Here is a 16,143-nt window from a genome sequence, read left to right on the forward strand (position 1 = left end):
AACCAGGGCAAATGGCGCAATTCGGGCGGCTACGGGACCCACTGCGTAGAACTACGCAGTGGGTCCCTCGTCCACCAGGCTCGCATAACGACGAATCAGCTGCGCCAGTGAGTCAACGTCCAGTTTGTGGAACACATTCGCGCGGTGGGTCTCCACGGTTCGGGGCGAGAGACCCAATGCGCGAGCAATCTCCTTGTTGGTCAGCCCCTCCACGATCAGGCCCAGCACCTCGGCTTCGCGGCCTGACAGGAGCGCATACTGTTCCCGCGCCTCCTGATCGGCAAGGTGCCTCTGCCGCGAACCCACGTGCTGGCGCACGGCTGATTGCAGCGCTTCCAACAGCACCTCATCATTCACCGGTTTTTCCAGAAACTCGGCGGCGCCGGCCTTGAAGGCACGGCGACACATCTCCACGGTGCCGTGGCCAGTGAGCATGATCACGGGCTGGTCCACACCCTGCGCCATCAAGGTGTCGAGCACGGACAAGCCGCTGATGCCGGGCATGCGCACATCGAGCACGATGGCGCCAATCCCCTCTCTCTCAAATTGGTCGAGAAAGACCTGCGGATCGCTCTAGGTTTGCACGCGCAACCCCACCGTGCCAATCAGCAGGGCCAGGCCATCACGCACGGCTGCGTCGTCATCGATCAGGTGGATGGTGGGAGAGAGTGATGCTTCGGGTGTCAGGTTCATACACGCGCTCCCTGCAACGGCAACGTCAGCGTGAATACCGCGCCACCTTGGGCGGCGTTGTGCGCAGCCAATGCTCCACCCATGCCGCTGGCCAGGGTTTCGCACAGACTCAGGCCCAGACCGAGCCCACCTTCCCGGGTTGAAAAGAAGGGTTCGAAAAGACGCGGCAGCGCATCCAGCGCGATACCAGGACCAGTGTCGGCCACTTCAAGCACACCCCCGCTTCCTTCGGCACGGAGAGAAACCATCAGTTGGCGTCCGTCGGTGCTCACCTGTTCCAGCGCCTGCAGCGCGTTCATCAACAGGTTGTGAACGATTTGCTCCAGCGCCACCGGATCGACCTGCACCGTCACCACCCCAGCGGCCTTGATCACTGGCTCGACGCCGCGGCGCCTGCTTTCAGGTTCCAACAAATACAGGGCGCGTTGCACGGCCCCATTCAGACTAACGGACTGGGTCGCGCCGCCTATCGCGGGCCGCTCCACTGCCTGGCGCAAACGCCCCACCACATCGGCGGCACGGCGCGCCTGCGCGGCGGCCTGACGCATGGCTTCTCGGGCCGTTTCCAGCTCAGGCGGGTCTTCGTTCAACAGGCGCAACGCGCCCTGGGTGTTGGCGAGCACGGCGGTGAGTGGCTGGTTAAGTTCGTGCGCCATGCCGGCGGCCAGCTCTCCCAACGTGTTCAGCCTTGCCACCTGCCCCAGGCGCAACAACTCTTCGGCCCGACGTCGCTCAGCCCGCTGGAACTGGGCCTGCGCCATGCCCGCCAGCGCGGCGGCAACCAGCAGCCACCAGGCCCCCATACGCCACCACGGCAGTTGACCCCATCCGAGGTGGCGCTCTGCCACCACGTCAAAGGGTTGGCTGGTGGCCGCTAGGTGTTTGTGGAAATCAAAAGACCAACCCGTCGCGGTGGTCTGCTCCGGCAACTGGCCGGCCTGGATCTGAAACAGCTGCCCGTCATGCGCCAGCGACACGCGAACCGGGCTGGCTTCAAGCGGCATGGGCCACTCCTCAGTGGGCACCATGGCGCGCAGATCCACAGTCAGCGCATAACTGGTGGGCGTGGCGGCCAGCACCAGTTGGTAGCGACCCGCCGCAAAGTCAACCGAAGCCAATGCGGCCTGCACGGTCTGGCGAGAGGTCGTTTCGGCCGAAGCCAAGGCCGGGTCACGCCATGCGCCGTTGCGATCGCGTCGTTGCACGGCAAGAATGTGGGGGTACAGCGCGGGCAGGCGTTGCTCAGGGGGCGTAGCGCCCGGTGCCTCGGCCGCGGGCTGCAACAGGGTCAGTGTGGCCAGAATGGCGTCGTGCTGCACCACGCGTTGGCTGAGCAGGCGGTGCACGATGCGGGCATCGGTCTCAAACAAGGCGCGCTGTTCATCCAATGACTGGCGTGCAATCAAGGCCGACCCGAGCAGGCCCAAGCAAGCCCCTCCGACGAGCCACCAACGAAAGCTTTGCCTTGAATGTTGCATGGCGTCGATTCTGCCTTGTCAGGCGCGCCGGGTGACTGTGACCGCAAAGGCCCCTAGTCCAAATAGTCAGGGTGACGCCCTGACGCGGACACCTTCCACCCTGTCCGTTCGTAAAGTTCGCGCCTACTTCCCTTCAGAGGCCTTCAAACGCTCACTTTTCCAGTACACATCGTCACCCACGGAGCCGTCCGTGCGGTGGCGATTCAGCACCCGCGCCAGCACAAACATCAGGTCCGACAGGCGGTTCAGGTACTGGCGCGGGGTGTCTTTCAGGGTGTCTTGCCCCTCCAACGCCACCACGGCGCGCTCGGCCCGGCGGGCCACGGTGCGGCACACATGGGCCAGCGAGGCGGCGCGGGTGCCGGCGGGCAGAATGAACTCTTGCAGGCGCGGCAGCGCCTCGTTGTGCTCGGCCAGCGCGTCGTCCAGAGCCAACACGGCCTCGGCCTTGAGCAGCTCAAAGCCTGGAATGGACAGCTCACCACCCAGGTTGAACAACTGGTGCTGAATCTCGACCAGCAGGGTGCGAACACCCTCGGGCACGTCTTCACACAGCAGCACGCCGAGGTTGGAGTTGAGCTCATCCACGTCACCCATGGCATGCACTCGCAGGCTGTTTTTGGACAGGCGGGTGTTGTCGCCCAGACCGGTGGTGCCGTTATCCCCGGTGCGGGTGGCGATTTGCGTTAGTCGTTGTCCCATGCGATGCTCCTTTGTTCGGACTATTGTTGCAGCAAAATGGCACCACACCCCGGCTGGCCTTGCCCAGCCGCTGAGTGCCCGGTCCCCCGATTAAGGAATGTCATGAACGCCCCTCTTTCCCCCGCCCATTTGGCCCCCACCATCCAGACCCGAGACCTGCCCGAGGCCTTGCTGGATGCGCTCAAAACCCGCTTTGGCGTCCGCTTCTCCACGGCACTAGCGGTGCGCGAGCAGCACGGGCGCGACGAATCCGCCTTCACCACCGTGCCGCCGCCCGCTGCCGTGGTGTTTGCAGAGAGCACGCAAGACGTGGCCGACACCCTGACGTTGGCCAACCAGTACAGCGTGCCGGTGATTCCGTTTGGCATTGGCTCCTCTCTGGAAGGCCACCTGCTGGCCGTGCAAGGCGGCATCAGCCTGGACGTGGGCCGCATGAACGCGGTACTGTCCATCAACGCAGAAGACCTCACCGTGACCGTGCAGCCGGGTGTGACCCGCAAGCAGCTCAACGAGGCGGTCAAGTCCACCGGCTTGTTCTTTCCCATTGACCCCGGCGCTGACGCCACCCTGGGCGGCATGACCGCCACCCGCGCCAGCGGCACCAACGCCGTGCGCTACGGCACCATGCGTGAAAACGTGCTGGCCCTGGAAGTCGTAACGGCCAGCGGCGAGGTGATTCGCACCGGCACCCGCGCCAAGAAAAGCAGCGCGGGTTACGACCTGACCCGCCTGATGGTGGGTTCGGAAGGCACACTGGGTGTGATCACCGAAGTCACCGTCAAGCTCTACCCGCTGCCCGAGGCGATCTCAGCAGCCATCTGCTCGTTTCCAAGCATTGAGGCAGCGGTGCGCACCACCATTTCAATCATCCAGATGGGCATTCCGATTGCCCGCGTGGAGCTGCTGGACGCCAACACTGTGCGCATGGTCAACACCCATTCAAAGCTCGGCCTGCGCGAAGAACCCCTGCTGCTGATGGAGTTTCACGGCTCACCCACCGGCGTGCAAGAGCAGGCGCTGCTGGTGCAAGACATTGCCGCCGACAACGGCGTGGCCACCGACCAGGGCGCCTTTGAGTGGGCCACCACCCCTGAAGAGCGCACCCGCCTGTGGACGGCCCGGCACAACGCCTACTTTGCCGCCATCCAGTCCAAACCCGGTTGCCGCGCCATTTCCACCGACACCTGCGTGCCGATATCCCGGCTGGCCGATTGCCTGCTGGACTCGGTGGCCGAGGCGGACGCCACCGGCATTCCCTACTTTTTGGTCGGCCACGTGGGCGACGGCAACTTCCACTTTGGCTACCTGATCGACCCCAACCTGCCCGAAGAGCGCGAAACCGCCGAGCGCCTGAATCACGCGCTGGTCACCCGTGCCTTGAGCATGGAAGGCACCTGCAGCGGCGAACACGGCATTGGCCTGCACAAGATGGATTTTCTGGTGAGCGAGGCCGGCGCCGGCGCCGTGGCCATGATGCGCACGATCAAACAGGCACTGGACCCGAAAAACATCCTGAACCCAGGCAAAATCTTCACGCTATAAAATAAATAGCTGCTTGCGCAGACAGGACGAGCGCTAGCGGCCTATTTCACTCATAAAACTATGCCAAACCCCGCACCCCAGTCCACCGCCCTGAGTCAGATCCCCAAGGGCGTGTGGGTGCTGGGCTTTGTCAGTCTGCTCATGGACATCTCCTCCGAGATGATTCACAGCCTGCTGCCCCTGTTCATGGTGACCGTGCTGGGCACCAGCGCATTCACGGTTGGCCTGATCGAAGGCCTGGCCGAATCCACTGCCCTGATCGTGAAAGTGTTTTCCGGCACCTTGAGCGACTACCTGGGGCGGCGCAAAGGCTTGGCGGTGTTTGGCTACGCGCTGGGCGCCCTGACCAAGCCGCTGTTTGCCATTGCCCCCGGTGTGGGCCTGGTGGTAACGGCGCGCTTTTTGGACCGGGTGGGCAAAGGGATTCGCGGCGCGCCGCGTGACGCCCTGGTGGCAGACCTGACGCCGCCAGAGATACGCGGGGCAGCCTTTGGGCTGCGCCAGTCACTGGACACGGTCGGCGCCTTCACCGGCCCGCTGCTGGCGGTGGGGCTGATGCTGCTTTGGTCCAACGACTTTCGGGCCGTGTTTTGGGTCGCCGTGGTGCCCGGGCTGATGGCTGTGGCCTTGCTACTTTTTGGCGTGAAAGAACCCGAGCGTCCGGCCAGCACCGTTCGCACCAACCCCATCAAAAGAGACAACCTGCGTCGTCTGGGCGCGCCATATTGGACCGTGGTCATCATCGGCGCCGTATTTGCACTGGCCCGGTTCAGTGAGGCATTTTTGGTGCTGCGCGCCCAGCAAAGCGGCGTGGCGCTGGCCTTGGTGCCGCTGGTGATGGTGGCCATGAACTTGGTCTACTCCGCCTCGGCCTACCCCTTTGGCAAGCTGTCAGACCGCATGAGCCACACGACCTTGCTGGCCTGGGGACTGGTGGTGCTGGTCGCGGCCGACCTGGTTCTGGCCTACAACAGCCACTGGACCACGATGCTGGCCGGGGTCGCCTTGTGGGGCATTCACATGGGCATGACCCAAGGCCTGCTGGCCACCATGGTGGCCGACACCGCCCCAGCCGACCTGCGGGGCACCGCCTACGGCTTCTTCAACTTGGTGAGTGGCGTAGCCATGCTGGTAGCCAGCGGCCTGGCCGGCTGGCTCTGGGACAGCTACGGCGCCGCCATGACCTTTCAGGCTGGCGCGGTGTTTGCCACACTGGCGCTGCTGGGGCTGGGGCTGGGGATACGATCCCGCAAGGGACCGGAGCCAACGGGGCGTTGACGTCGCGACGTCTTGGTGACTGCGGGTTGTGTATTTTTATGATAGCGTCAAATACACGACCGCATGTGGCTCAAAGTGAGAATGGTCAACGACTGGTTTTCAGGTCATTGCGCTGGCGCAACGACGTCAGAGCCTTGGCAAAATCAACGGAATAGGCGTGGCTCACTGCAGTCGATTGAAGCACTTTCTTGTCTTTGATCGCCGCCATCCGCCTTGGTCAAGAAGGCATCAATATCGCTTCGCTAATCACGCCATACAGGCCCTTATTTAATGGGAACTGAATTGAACACCCCCGTCACCAGAGACCGCTCAAAACCAAGCCGCGCCGTTGTTCGGCACCCTCACGTGGGCTCGCCGCTCCTATTTAGCTCCCTTATGGAGCCCAGAGGTCTTCTGGAAATGGCGATGCTGCCCGCCTCACTCCCCCTGCTGATGGAGGCACCCCGCGGCGACGGACATCCGGTGCTGTTGCTACCGGGCTTTATGGCCGGCGAGTCCACGCTTATCGCCCTCAAGCTATTTTTACGGAAAAAGGGCTATGACGTGCACACCTGGGGGCTGGGGCGCAACGTCGGTTTTCGGGGCAAACACGCGAACGCGTTGCCTCAAAAGATTCGCTACCTGCATCACATCACGGGTCGCAAGGTGAGCCTGGTGGGCTGGAGTTTGGGCGGGGTCTTTTCGTTCTATGGCGCCGAAAGCGCGATGGAATGCGTACGTTCGATCGTCACATTGGGTAGCCCCGTCAGCGTCGATCACGGAGACAGCCGCTCACCCCCTGCGCTGAAAGCAATTTATCGCCTGGTGTCGCATCGCCTGGGCACCGCGGCGCACATCATGAAGCCGCGCGCCAAGGCGATGCGCGAGCGCCAGCGACTGCCGATTCCCACCAGTTGCCTGTACTCCTTGAGCGATGGCGTGGTGCCTCCTCAGGAGGCCACAATTGATGGTGACGCCGCCCTGCATGAAAACATCCAGGTGGCGGGAAGCCATATCGGACTGGGTTTCAATGGCATCGTTTTGGCCATTGTGGCTGACCGTCTGGCGCAGCCAGAAGGCGATTGGCAACCGTTTCAGCCCAAGGGCATGCTCGCGCGGGTGCTGCAATTGACCAGTTGCCCTGCGCCCGACGAGGCGCCCAGTCTCGCGAATTGAAACCTGTTACGAAAGCTCTCTATGCGTCAACTCAGCGAGCACGATGCGTCCTTTATCTATTCGGACAGCGCCCACGCCAACTCCAACGTCACACTGCTTCACATCTACGACCAGTCCACGGCGCCAGGTGGCGTGGTTCGATTTAAACAAATTCAGGCTCACGTCACGAGTCGTCTTGAGCGCTTGCCGCATCTGCGCGAGAAAATTCTGCGGGTGCCGCTGGATCTCGACTACCCCTACTGGATTGAGGATTCGAACTTCAATATCAACCACCATGTTCACCATATTGCGCTGCCCAAGCCGGGTGACTGGCGCCAGTTCTGTATTCAGTGCGCTCGCATTCACACCCGTCCGCTGGATTTGCAGCGACCGCTGTGGGAGATGTATGTCATTGAAGGGCTGGACAGTTTTCTTGACCTGCCGGTGGGCAGCTTTGCCGTGCTGATCAAGATCCATCACGCGGCCATCAATATGGCCAGTGGCGCCGAAATCACCAGCTTGTTGCACGATCTCACACCGACCACGGCGCCCCCTCCCCCGCCCGCGCCCTGGTTTCCGGAGGAAGCCCCCGGCAACTTGCTTCTTTTTTGTCTGACGGGCTTGAATCTCGTCACGTTCCCTCTGCGCGCCGCTCAACTGGTCGGAACCCAGTGGGCCTCCTTTCAGGCGGCCGTAAAAACCCTCGCCGGCGAGTTCTTGACCCGACCGAACGAGTTTCCGATGACACGCTTCAATACCGAGGTGTCATCCTCTCGCGTGTATGAGACGCGCCGGTTTGCGTTGAAGGATTTTGGGGCCATCCGTGCCCTGGTCCCCTCGGCCACGGTGAACGACGTCGTGCTGGCCGTCTGCGGCGGTGGATTGCGGCGCTACCTGGACCTGCAGGACGAATTGCCCGATACCAGTTTGGTCGCCGCGGCACCGATTACCGTGCGCAGCGGCGAGCCGTCCGAGCGACGGTCCAATTACGCCTTTGTGCGCGTGGCCCTGAGCACCCATTTGGCGGACCCCGTGGAGCGACTGGCTGCCATCCAGGCTGCCAGTTCCTCCTCAGCGGTGATGGCGCAGGCCGTCAGCGCGAGGGAGTTGAGCAATCTGGCCCAACACGCGCCTTCGGTGGCTATTGCCGCCACCAGCAAGATGCTGCGAGCGGCCTCGGCCCAACTTGGCAACTGGGTACCGCTGGCCAATTGCACGATCACCAATGTCCCTGGGGCACGAATGCCTCTCTATTTGCAAGGCGCGCGATTGACGCACATGTCGGCCATCATGCCGATTTCGGATGGGATGGGGCTGGTCTTCTCGGTTACCGGCTACAACGACCAGATTGCCATCTCCTTCACCGCGTGTGCCGAGCAATTGCCGGACCCCGCCGTCTTTGCGCAGTGCCTGCGCGACAGCTTCCAGGAACTATTTGCGCTGGCGAATGCCGCGCCGCGCGCAGTCGGCAGAACCCAAAAAACCCCCGCAGCGAGGGTCAAAAAAGTGGCCAAGAAGAAGGTCTCGCCGGCATAGTTCCCTGGTCAGTCGAAAAATGCAGGGCAGGGTTGGAAGCGGAGGAATACGCCCCATCGGCAAGGGCAGCGAGTCGACCGGCGCTGATACCCAAAACTACTGGAATGGCGCGTTAGAGGAGTCCCCCGAAGTTTCCAACTTCAGCTGTTGTTTTTAACCGTTCGGTTTCTATGGACGGGCGGTATGCGCCGCACTTGCGCCACCAAGTCGTTACAGCCATCTGCCCAAGGCCGCCTTGCACCTCTCGGGACCGAGCCGATGACCGAGGAGGCCCGCGGCGTTTACATCTCGGCGTCTTCGGCGATGGCGTTGGCCAGGTAGTCGATCTTCTTTTGCATGTCCTGCTCGGAGTCGGCGTAAGTCTGTGCGATGGCGTTGAACTCGGCCTCAATGTCCATGAAGGCGTCGACCATGTCGGGGTCAAAGTGGCTTTCCCGTCCCTGGAAAATGATGCCCACCGCTTTGTCGTGGCTGACGCCAGATTTGTAGACCTTGTCTGAGATCAGCGCGTCGTACACGTCGGCAACGGCGAGCAAACGGGCCGACACGGGAATGGCGTCACCCGACAAGCCTCTGGGATAGCCACTGCCGTCCCACTTCTCATGGTGCGAGTGCACCAGCTCTTTCACCAACTGAAGCTGCTCAGCGTGCAAGCCCAGGATTTGCTCAGCCCGGACAATGGCCTCGTAGGCCAATGTGGTGTGGGTCTGCATGATTTCATATTCACGCGGTGTGAGACGGCCGGGTTTGAGCAAAATGCGGTCGGGAATGCCAATGGTGCCCATGTCATACAGCGGCGTCGATCGAGCAAGATCATCGATGTAGTCGTCGGTCAATCGTGCCGTGAAGCGCGGGTGGGCGCTCAAGCGTTTGGCCAGTGCCTGAAGGTAGTGCTGCACCCTCAGAATGTGGCCGTCGGAATCAGAGTCGCGGGTTTCAGTCAATGACGCCATCGCAAAAAGGGCCACTGCCATGGCCGTGCGCGTAGGGTCTGCGCGCCGCTCGGGGCGCTGGTCAATGGGGTTCACCATGGGGTTCCTAGGTAGTGGTCATTCCTGTCCCGCCATCAAGGTGTGGGCAGAAGGTACCCGCCATTATGGCGGCCTGCGAACTCAGCGCAAGCGGGTCTGACACGGCACTTGGTACAACCACAGCGCTCGCCCGTCGGGGCACTGCAGCCGCGTCGCAGGTTCCCAGTCGATCGCCTCAAATTCCAGGCTGACCAGCCAGGCGCCAGGGGCCAGTTCAGCCTGCGCCTTCGCCATGGCGCGCGCCATGCTCTCGGGTCGCTGAAAGACATAGACCATGGCGTAAGACTGCCAACCGGCCCGCCAGATGTCGCCCTGGCGCACGCGGGCCCAAGGGCAGCGCAGCGCACACAGGGCCCGCAACGGCCAAGAGAACTCCAGCCCTTGCAGCTTCGCCTGCGGGTAGGCTTGGCGCAAGGCCTTGAGCCCGTGGCCCAGGCCACAACCTGCGTCCAGCACCAGCGCACCGGCTGGCAAGGGGGCGTTTGCCGCGAGGTCTTTCAAGGCATTGGAGGGCGTGGGGAAAAGCGGGGCGTCACGCCACGCATTGAGCGGGTAGATCAAAAGCAGCAAGGCCAGCGGCAGCAGCCAGGCCCAGGCCGGCAGGCTGACCACACCCGACAAGACCAATGACAAAGGAAAGCCCAGCCCAATCATCAGCCGGCGCCACCAGGTGGGGCCCAGCAGGCTGAAGCCTACGCCTGTGGCACAAGCCACAGCGAGTGCCACCACAGTCGCAACCCCCAGGCGCTGCAAGCCGCCGAAAACGGCCCAGGACAGCGCCCAGGACAGCACGGCAGGCAGCGGCCACATCAAGGGCTGGCGAGGCAGCTTGGCCACGGCTGGCGGGCTTTAGCGCGTGGCGGCGCGGTTGAGCTTGTCCAGCAAGCCGTTCAACTCGTCGAGTGAGCCGAACTGGATGCTGAGTTCACCCTGCTCCTCCATGCGCCCTGCCCGCTTGACCCGCTTTTTGACGCGAATCTCGACCTCGGCCATCAGCAAATCAGACAACTCTTCTTCCACCCGCTTCATGTCTCGGGACTTTTCTTTCTTCGGCTTGGTAGCCGTCAGGGAGAATTCGGCGCTGAGCTTCTTCACCAGACTTTCGGCCTCGCGCACTGACATTTTTTTGGCGGCAATCTGGCTGGCAGCCGTGACCTGCGCACCCCGGTCCAGCATCAGCAGGGCACGGGCATGGCCCATGTCAATGTCGCCCGCCATCAGCATGGTTTGCACCGGGTCGGTCAGGTTCAACAGGCGCAGCAGGTTGCTGGCGGCGCTGCGCGAGCGCCCCACCGCTTGCGCAGCCTGCTCGTGCGTCAGGCCAAACTCTTTCACCAAGCGTTGCAGGCCCTGCGCTTCTTCCAGCGGGTTGAGGTCTTCACGCTGAATGTTCTCGATCAGCGCCATGGCGGCGGCCGACTCGTTGGGCACGTCGCGCACCAGCACGGGCACACTGTCCAGACCGGCCAGCTTGGCGGCGCGGAAACGACGCTCACCGGCAATGATTTCGTATTTGCCCTGGTTGTCGCCCTCTTTGAGCTGGCGCACCAGAATCGGTTGCATGATGCCCTGTACCTTGATGGATTCGGCCAACTCGTACAGCGCGCCCTCGTCCATGCGTGTGCGCGGCTGGTACATGCCAGGGACCATGTCGGTGAGCATCAAGGTGGACGGCAGCGCCGGAGTTGCCTCGCCGGAGTGGGTGTCATCCAGCGACGCGCCATCGGCCACTCTGGGGCCCAGCAGAGCTTCGAGTCCGCGGCCTAGGCCTTTTGGTTTTTTCGTGACCATGTTTGTCTCACTCTTTAATTAAGGGGGGTTAAGGTCAGCAGCGGTGCCAGCAACTCGGTGCCAGCCGGCCAGTCACCCAGGCCGGATTCGGCATTGAGATGACCCTGCGGGCCGGCATCCACAAAGGTACTGCCCCAGGCGCTGGCAAAGGCGCGGGCGCGCTCAAAACTACAGTATGGGTCGTTCTGGCTGCCCACCAGCACGGAGGGAAACGGCAGAGTTTGCAGGGGCACGGGCGACCAACTGGTCAACACCGGGCGCAAGGCTTCTTGTTCGGCATCACCGGGGCCCACCAAAAAGGCCGCTCTGACCCGGTGTGTGTTGCGCGAGTGGGAGGCCCACGCCGCCACCAGCAAACAACCCAGGCTGTGGGCGACCAGAACGGCCGGCTCGTCACAGGACAGCACCACATCTTCCAGACGGGAAATCCAGTCGCCGCGCAGCGGACGCATCCAGTCGTGTTGCTCAACCCGCTGGTAGCCCAAGTCCCGCTCCCACAAGCTTTGCCAATGGTCGGGGCCGGAGTTTTGCCAGCCGGGCAGGATCAGAATGTTGGACGGCTTCATTTGCTATGGTTTTGATAGTTGCTTGTGCAGGCTGTACCTGAGGTAGCAGCCAAATTCTTTATATTTTCTTGCCCCGCTCCACCATCTCGCTGGCGAAGGCGATGAAGGCTTGCGCGCCTTTGCTTAGCGGATCAAACACCACGCCTGGCACGCCATAACTGGGGGCTTCGGCCAAGCGCACATTGCGAGGAATGACGGTGTCAAACACCTTGCCGCCAAAGTGTGATTTGAGCTGCTCGCTCACCTGACTTTGCAGGGTAATGCGCGGATCAAACATGACGCGCAGCAATCCAATGATGACCAGTTCCTTGTTCAAATTGGCGTGCACTTGCTTGATCGTGTTGACCAAATCAGTGAGCCCTTCCAGCGCAAAGTACTCACACTGCATGGGCACTATCACGCCGTTGGCGCTGCACAAACCATTGAGAGTCAGCATTGACAGGCTGGGCGGGCAATCGATCAGGATGAAGTCATATTCGTCCACGACAGCGGCCAGCGCCGTTTTCATTCGGGTTTCACGCCGCTCCAGGCCCACCATCTCGATCTCAGCTCCGGCCAACTCCCGGTTAGCGCCCAGAATGTCATAGCTGCACCCGGCGTCCACCAGTTTGGCACTTTTCACGCGGGCCTCTGCCACCGTGGCGGACTCGAGCAACACGTCATAAATGGTGAGTTCCAGCTTGCGCTTGTCCACACCCGAGCCCATGGTCGCATTGCCCTGCGGGTCCAGGTCGACCATCAACACCCGTTGTCCGATCTTGGCCAAGCCCGCCGCCAGATTGAGCGTGGTGGTGGTTTTGCCAACGCCACCCTTTTGATTGGCAACGCAGAATATTTTGGCCATAAGGTAGGTACTTGAAAGAAAGAGTGAGAGATCGGGGAGAGCTTGCGGGATGTTTCACGTGAAACACCCCGCAAGTGTAAATTCAAGCGACTAGCGCGACAGGGCCAATTTCACACCAAATCCAATCAAGAACAATCCTGCCACCTTTTCCAGCGTGCGAGAGATCATGGGATTGGCCCGCAGGCGCTCTGCCAGGTAGTGCGTCAGCAGCACCACGGTCAACCCGTAGCCAAAGGTCAGCGCAGCAATGGTGGCCGCCATGACGCCAAAGGTCATCACACCCTGGTGGCGGACCGGATCGACAAACAAGGGGAAGAACGCCATATAGAACACGATCGCCTTGGGGTTGAGCAGCGTGATCATCATGGCCTGGCGCAGGTAGTGGTGCGGCTTGATGTGAATGATGGGGCCAGCGCCCGGTTTGGCCAGCAGCATCTTGGCGCCCAACCAGGCCAGGTAGCCAGCACCCGCCCACTGCACCGCCTGAAACGCCTTTGGGTAAGTGGCCAGCAGAGTCGCGACGCCTGCTACCGCCAGCCACAGCAAAACCTGGTCACCGACGATGACACCCAGTGTGGCCGCCAAACCGCCGCGCACCGCACCCTTGCTGGTGGATGTGATCAAGGCCAGATTGCCCGGACCGGGAATCATCAGAAACACAATGATGGCGACAACAAAAGCGCCGTAGTCTGCGATGCCGAACATGAGGAGGTCTTTCAAGTGGAGCGGGCGAGTTTAAGCGCCGCCACCTGATTCTCAAACTATTTGGTGCCCTTCACCGTCTTGCAGCACCCGACCGGCGAGCCTGCAATTGCACTCAGTGTGCGTCGGCTGCGCGCATCCAGATGATGCAGCGCTCGGCATCCAGACCAGGCACGGTCAATTGTTCCACGTGAAACACATTCACGCTGGCGGGCAAGGCGGCCATTTCCTCGGCCGGGTTCTTGCCCTTCATGCCCATCCAGATACCGTTCTCTGCCAAGGCAGCCATCGACCATTGGGTGAAATCGACCAGCGAGGCAAAGGCGCGGGAGCTCACCACCGCGTACTCGTCGGTGAGGTTTTCAACCCGCGCATGCACGCCACGCAAGTTGGGCAGCTTCAGCCCCAAAGCCACTTGCTGAATAAACGCCACCTTCTTGGCGACGGTATCCACGCAATCCACGGCAATGTCCGGGCAGCAAATGGCAATCACCGCGCCGGGCAAGCCCGCGCCTGACCCGACATCCAACAAGCGCAACTTGCCACTCGACGCCTCAGTCTGCGCCTGAATACCGGTACTCGCCAGTTGTGCGCGCAAGGGTGCAATCACAGCAAGACTATCCAACAAGTGGTGCGTCAGCATCTCGACCGGGTTTCGCACGGCAGTCAGGTTGTAGACCTTGGTCCACTTCTCAATCAGTGCCATGTAGTCCAACAGTCGGGTGACCTGCTCATCACTCAAAGGCAAATTCAAAGCAGCCAAGCCCTGGCGCAGCTCAGCCTCCAGCGCCCGCATCAAGCTATTCCTGCTTCTGAGCCGGCCACTTCAGTCGCACCCTTCTCCGACACAAAGCCCTTGAACCGGCTCTTCTTCAGGTGAATCAGCAGCAGCGACACGGTGGCTGGCGTGATGCCTGAGATGCGGGACGCCTGCCCCAAGGTCTCTGGCTTGAACTTGTTCAGGGTCTGGCGCGCCTCGATGCTCAAGGCAGACACCTGCATGTAATCCAGCTCCGTGGGCAGTCTCATTTGCTCGTAATGGGAGGCGCGACTCACCTCCTCCCTCTGACGGTCGATGTAGCCCGAGTACTTGGCGACAATCTCCACCTGCTCAATCACCACAGCCGCCCTCACGGCATCTGCCGTGAGTTCAGCCTGTGTTTCACGTGAAACAGGGGTGGTCAACTCGGCGCTGGCGTACTTGCCACCGGCCAAGGTCATCAGGGCAGCGTAGGTCACATCAGGGCGGCGCAACAAGTCAGCCAAGCTGTATTCATGATCAATCGCCTTACCCAGCACACGTACGGCTTCAGCTTCATCCAGGTTTTTGGGGTTCACCCAAACGCTTTTCAGACGCTCTGTTTCACGTGAAACAGCATCCCGCTTCTTGCAGAAGGCGTCCCAACGGGCATCATCTACAAGGCCAAGCTTGCGGCCCGCCTCGGTCAGGCGGGCGTCGGCATTGTCTTCACGCAGTTGCAGACGAAACTCGGCCCGGCTGGTGAACATGCGGTAGGGCTCGCTCACGCCTTTGGTAATCAGGTCATCCACCAACACCCCCAGGTAGGCTTCATCCCGGCCGGGCAGCCAGGTGTCCTGCGACCACTCGGTCTTGGCGCCCGCTTGCAGCGCAGCATTGGTGCCGGCGAACAGGCCTTGCGCGGCCGCTTCCTCGTAACCGGTGGTGCCGTTGATCTGGCCCGCAAAGAACAAGCCCTTGATGGCCTTGGTCTCGAAGCTGCTTTTGAGTTGCTGCGGGTCAAAGTAGTCGTACTCAATGGCGTAGCCGGGGCGCAGAATGTGCGCGTTCTCCAGGCCCACCATGGAGCGGACCAACTCATACTGAATATCGAACGGCAAGCTGGTCGAGATGCCGTTGGGGTAGTACTCGTGTGTGGTCAGGCCTTCAGGCTCCAGAAAAATCTGGTGGCTGTCTTTGTCGGCAAAGCGGTTGACCTTGTCTTCCACACTTGGGCAATAGCGCGGGCCCACCCCCTCAATCACGCCGGTGAACATGGGGCTGCGGTCAAAGCCCCGGCGAATGATCTCGTGGGTGCGCTCATTGGTGTGCGTGGTCCAGCACGGCATTTGCGCCGGGTGCTGCTCGACTCGGCCCATGTAGCTGAACACCGGCATCTGCGGGCTCATGCCGCCGGGCATGCCGTCGCCGGGCTGGGCCACACATTTGCTGAAATCAATGGTGCGACCATCCAGCCGCGGCGGTGTACCGGTCTTCAGGCGGCCTTGGGGCAGCTTCAGCTCTTTTAGGCGAGCACTCAGGGAAACAGCCGGCGGATCGCCCGCGCGGCCGGCCGCGTAGTTGTTCAGGCCCACATGAATCTTGCCGTCCAGAAAGGTGCCAGCGGTCAGCACCACGGTCTTGGCGCGAAACTGCACACCCACCTGCGTCACCGCGCCCACCACCCGGTCGCCCTCCACCATCAGGTCTTCCACCGCTTGCTGAAACAGCCAGAGGTTGGGCTGGTTCTCCAACCGGTGCCGAATGGCCGCTTTGTACAACACCCGGTCGGCTTGGGCGCGCGTGGCGCGAACAGCCGGGCCTTTGCTGGAATTAAGAATACGGAACTGAATACCGCTCTCGTCCGTGGCCGCCGCCATGGCACCGCCCAGTGCGTCCACCTCTTTCACCAGATGGCCTTTGCCAATGCCGCCAATGGATGGGTTGCAGCTCATCTGCCCCAGCGTCTCGATGTTGTGGCTGAGCAGCAAAGTCTTGCAGCCCATGCGGGCGGCCGCCAAAGCAGCTTCGGTGCCGGCATGTCCGCCGCCGACAACAATAACGTCGAAATTTTCAGGATAAAGCATGGTGATGAGTCTGTGGTGGG

General features: G+C 61.8%; 14 protein-coding genes and 1 pseudogene. 4 read left to right on the top strand and 11 right to left on the bottom strand.

The genetic code is table 11. The features are described 5' to 3' along the window. Positions 1 to 51 precede the first annotated feature (51 nt). From J8G15_RS14615 to J8G15_RS14625, 3 genes and pseudogenes are all read right to left on the bottom strand, one after another. A pseudogene (locus J8G15_RS14615) lies at positions 52 to 693 on the bottom strand (response regulator transcription factor). Continuing rightward, a complete protein-coding gene (locus tag J8G15_RS14620) occupies positions 690 to 2,171 on the bottom strand; it encodes a sensor histidine kinase (protein WP_210542936.1) in 1,482 nt (493 codons plus the stop codon). Before J8G15_RS14620 ends, J8G15_RS14615 begins: the two are co-directional and overlap by 4 nt. 123 nt (positions 2,172 to 2,294) lie before the next feature. Further along, positions 2,295 to 2,873 carry a cob(I)yrinic acid a,c-diamide adenosyltransferase gene (locus tag J8G15_RS14625; protein WP_210542938.1) on the bottom strand — a complete coding sequence of 193 codons (579 nt, stop codon included), beginning with the start codon at positions 2,871 to 2,873 and terminating at the stop codon, positions 2,295 to 2,297. Positions 2,874 to 2,975: 102 nt separating this feature from the next. Here J8G15_RS14625 and J8G15_RS14630 point away from each other — a divergent pair, with 102 nt between their 5' ends. The 4 genes from J8G15_RS14630 to J8G15_RS14645 all read left to right on the top strand — a co-directional run bounded on the left by J8G15_RS14630 (position 2,976) and on the right by J8G15_RS14645 (position 8,363). Beyond that, positions 2,976 to 4,415: an FAD-binding oxidoreductase gene (locus tag J8G15_RS14630; RefSeq protein WP_210542939.1), complete on the top strand. Its 1,440-nt coding sequence runs from the start codon at positions 2,976 to 2,978 to the stop codon at positions 4,413 to 4,415. A 60-nt stretch (positions 4,416 to 4,475) separates the two neighbouring features. After that, positions 4,476 to 5,693, top strand: coding sequence for an MFS transporter (locus J8G15_RS14635; RefSeq protein ID WP_210542940.1), 1,218 nt, complete (start codon positions 4,476 to 4,478; stop codon positions 5,691 to 5,693). Between the two features lie 405 nt (positions 5,694 to 6,098). After that, positions 6,099 to 6,848 carry a triacylglycerol lipase gene (locus tag J8G15_RS14640; protein ID WP_210542941.1) on the top strand — a complete coding sequence of 250 codons (750 nt, stop codon included), beginning with the start codon at positions 6,099 to 6,101 and terminating at the stop codon, positions 6,846 to 6,848. 21 nt (positions 6,849 to 6,869) lie between these two features. Next, on the top strand, positions 6,870 to 8,363 hold the full coding sequence (locus J8G15_RS14645) for a wax ester/triacylglycerol synthase family O-acyltransferase (RefSeq protein WP_210542942.1): 1,494 nt from the start codon (positions 6,870 to 6,872) through the stop codon (positions 8,361 to 8,363). A 281-nt stretch (positions 8,364 to 8,644) separates the two neighbouring features. On the opposite strand, the gene J8G15_RS14650 is transcribed toward J8G15_RS14645, so the two are convergent. From J8G15_RS14650 to mnmG, 8 genes are all read right to left on the bottom strand, one after another. Beyond that, the gene (locus J8G15_RS14650; RefSeq protein WP_210542943.1) at positions 8,645 to 9,394 is read right to left on the bottom strand and encodes an HD-GYP domain-containing protein; all 750 of its coding nucleotides are present in this window, start codon (positions 9,392 to 9,394) and stop codon (positions 8,645 to 8,647) included. Between the two features lie 81 nt (positions 9,395 to 9,475). After that, on the bottom strand, positions 9,476 to 10,204 hold the full coding sequence (locus J8G15_RS14655; protein WP_210547604.1) for a trans-aconitate 2-methyltransferase: 729 nt from the start codon (positions 10,202 to 10,204) through the stop codon (positions 9,476 to 9,478). A gap of 39 nt (positions 10,205 to 10,243) precedes the next feature. After that, positions 10,244 to 11,185: a ParB/RepB/Spo0J family partition protein gene (locus J8G15_RS14660; protein ID WP_210542944.1), complete on the bottom strand. Its 942-nt coding sequence runs from the start codon at positions 11,183 to 11,185 to the stop codon at positions 10,244 to 10,246. Positions 11,186 to 11,199: 14 nt separating this feature from the next. Then, positions 11,200 to 11,751 carry an alpha/beta hydrolase gene (locus J8G15_RS14665; RefSeq protein WP_210542945.1) on the bottom strand — a complete coding sequence of 184 codons (552 nt, stop codon included), beginning with the start codon at positions 11,749 to 11,751 and terminating at the stop codon, positions 11,200 to 11,202. Positions 11,752 to 11,809: 58 nt separating this feature from the next. After that, a complete protein-coding gene (locus J8G15_RS14670; RefSeq protein WP_210542947.1) occupies positions 11,810 to 12,595 on the bottom strand; it encodes a ParA family protein in 786 nt (261 codons plus the stop codon). Positions 12,596 to 12,685: 90 nt separating this feature from the next. Continuing rightward, positions 12,686 to 13,300, bottom strand: coding sequence for a LysE family transporter (locus tag J8G15_RS14675; protein ID WP_210542949.1), 615 nt, complete (start codon positions 13,298 to 13,300; stop codon positions 12,686 to 12,688). 112 nt (positions 13,301 to 13,412) lie between these two features. Beyond that, complete coding sequence (gene rsmG, locus J8G15_RS14680) at positions 13,413 to 14,093, bottom strand: 16S rRNA (guanine(527)-N(7))-methyltransferase RsmG (RefSeq protein WP_210542951.1); 681 nt, start codon at positions 14,091 to 14,093, stop codon at positions 13,413 to 13,415. Next, positions 14,093 to 16,123 carry a tRNA uridine-5-carboxymethylaminomethyl(34) synthesis enzyme MnmG gene (gene mnmG, locus J8G15_RS14685; RefSeq protein ID WP_210542953.1) on the bottom strand — a complete coding sequence of 677 codons (2,031 nt, stop codon included), beginning with the start codon at positions 16,121 to 16,123 and terminating at the stop codon, positions 14,093 to 14,095. The genes rsmG and mnmG overlap by 1 nt, the downstream gene beginning before the upstream one ends. Between the last annotated feature and the right edge of the window lie 20 nt (positions 16,124 to 16,143).

Source organism: Rhodoferax sp. PAMC 29310, from assembly GCF_017948265.1.
Lineage (GTDB): Bacteria > Pseudomonadota > Gammaproteobacteria > Burkholderiales > Burkholderiaceae_C > Rhodoferax.

Bases quoted from the DNA above. Each gene is read 5' to 3' on its own strand.
- J8G15_RS14620 (WP_210542936.1), bottom strand. From the start codon at position 2,171: ATGCAACATTCAAGGCAAAGCTTTCGTTGGTGGCTCGTCGGAGGGGCT.
- J8G15_RS14625 (WP_210542938.1), bottom strand. From the start codon at position 2,873: ATGGGACAACGACTAACGCAAATCGCCACCCGCACCGGGGATAACGGC.
- J8G15_RS14630 (WP_210542939.1), top strand. From the start codon at position 2,976: ATGAACGCCCCTCTTTCCCCCGCCCATTTGGCCCCCACCATCCAGACC.
- J8G15_RS14635 (WP_210542940.1), top strand. From the start codon at position 4,476: ATGCCAAACCCCGCACCCCAGTCCACCGCCCTGAGTCAGATCCCCAAG.
- J8G15_RS14640 (WP_210542941.1), top strand. From the start codon at position 6,099: ATGCTGCCCGCCTCACTCCCCCTGCTGATGGAGGCACCCCGCGGCGAC.
- J8G15_RS14645 (WP_210542942.1), top strand. From the start codon at position 6,870: ATGCGTCAACTCAGCGAGCACGATGCGTCCTTTATCTATTCGGACAGC.
- J8G15_RS14650 (WP_210542943.1), bottom strand. From the start codon at position 9,394: ATGGTGAACCCCATTGACCAGCGCCCCGAGCGGCGCGCAGACCCTACG.
- J8G15_RS14655 (WP_210547604.1), bottom strand. From the start codon at position 10,204: ATGTGGCCGCTGCCTGCCGTGCTGTCCTGGGCGCTGTCCTGGGCCGTT.
- J8G15_RS14660 (WP_210542944.1), bottom strand. From the start codon at position 11,185: ATGGTCACGAAAAAACCAAAAGGCCTAGGCCGCGGACTCGAAGCTCTG.
- J8G15_RS14665 (WP_210542945.1), bottom strand. From the start codon at position 11,751: ATGAAGCCGTCCAACATTCTGATCCTGCCCGGCTGGCAAAACTCCGGC.
- J8G15_RS14670 (WP_210542947.1), bottom strand. From the start codon at position 12,595: ATGGCCAAAATATTCTGCGTTGCCAATCAAAAGGGTGGCGTTGGCAAA.
- J8G15_RS14675 (WP_210542949.1), bottom strand. From the start codon at position 13,300: ATGTTCGGCATCGCAGACTACGGCGCTTTTGTTGTCGCCATCATTGTG.
- rsmG (WP_210542951.1), bottom strand. From the start codon at position 14,093: ATGCGGGCGCTGGAGGCTGAGCTGCGCCAGGGCTTGGCTGCTTTGAAT.
- mnmG (WP_210542953.1), bottom strand. From the start codon at position 16,123: ATGCTTTATCCTGAAAATTTCGACGTTATTGTTGTCGGCGGCGGACAT.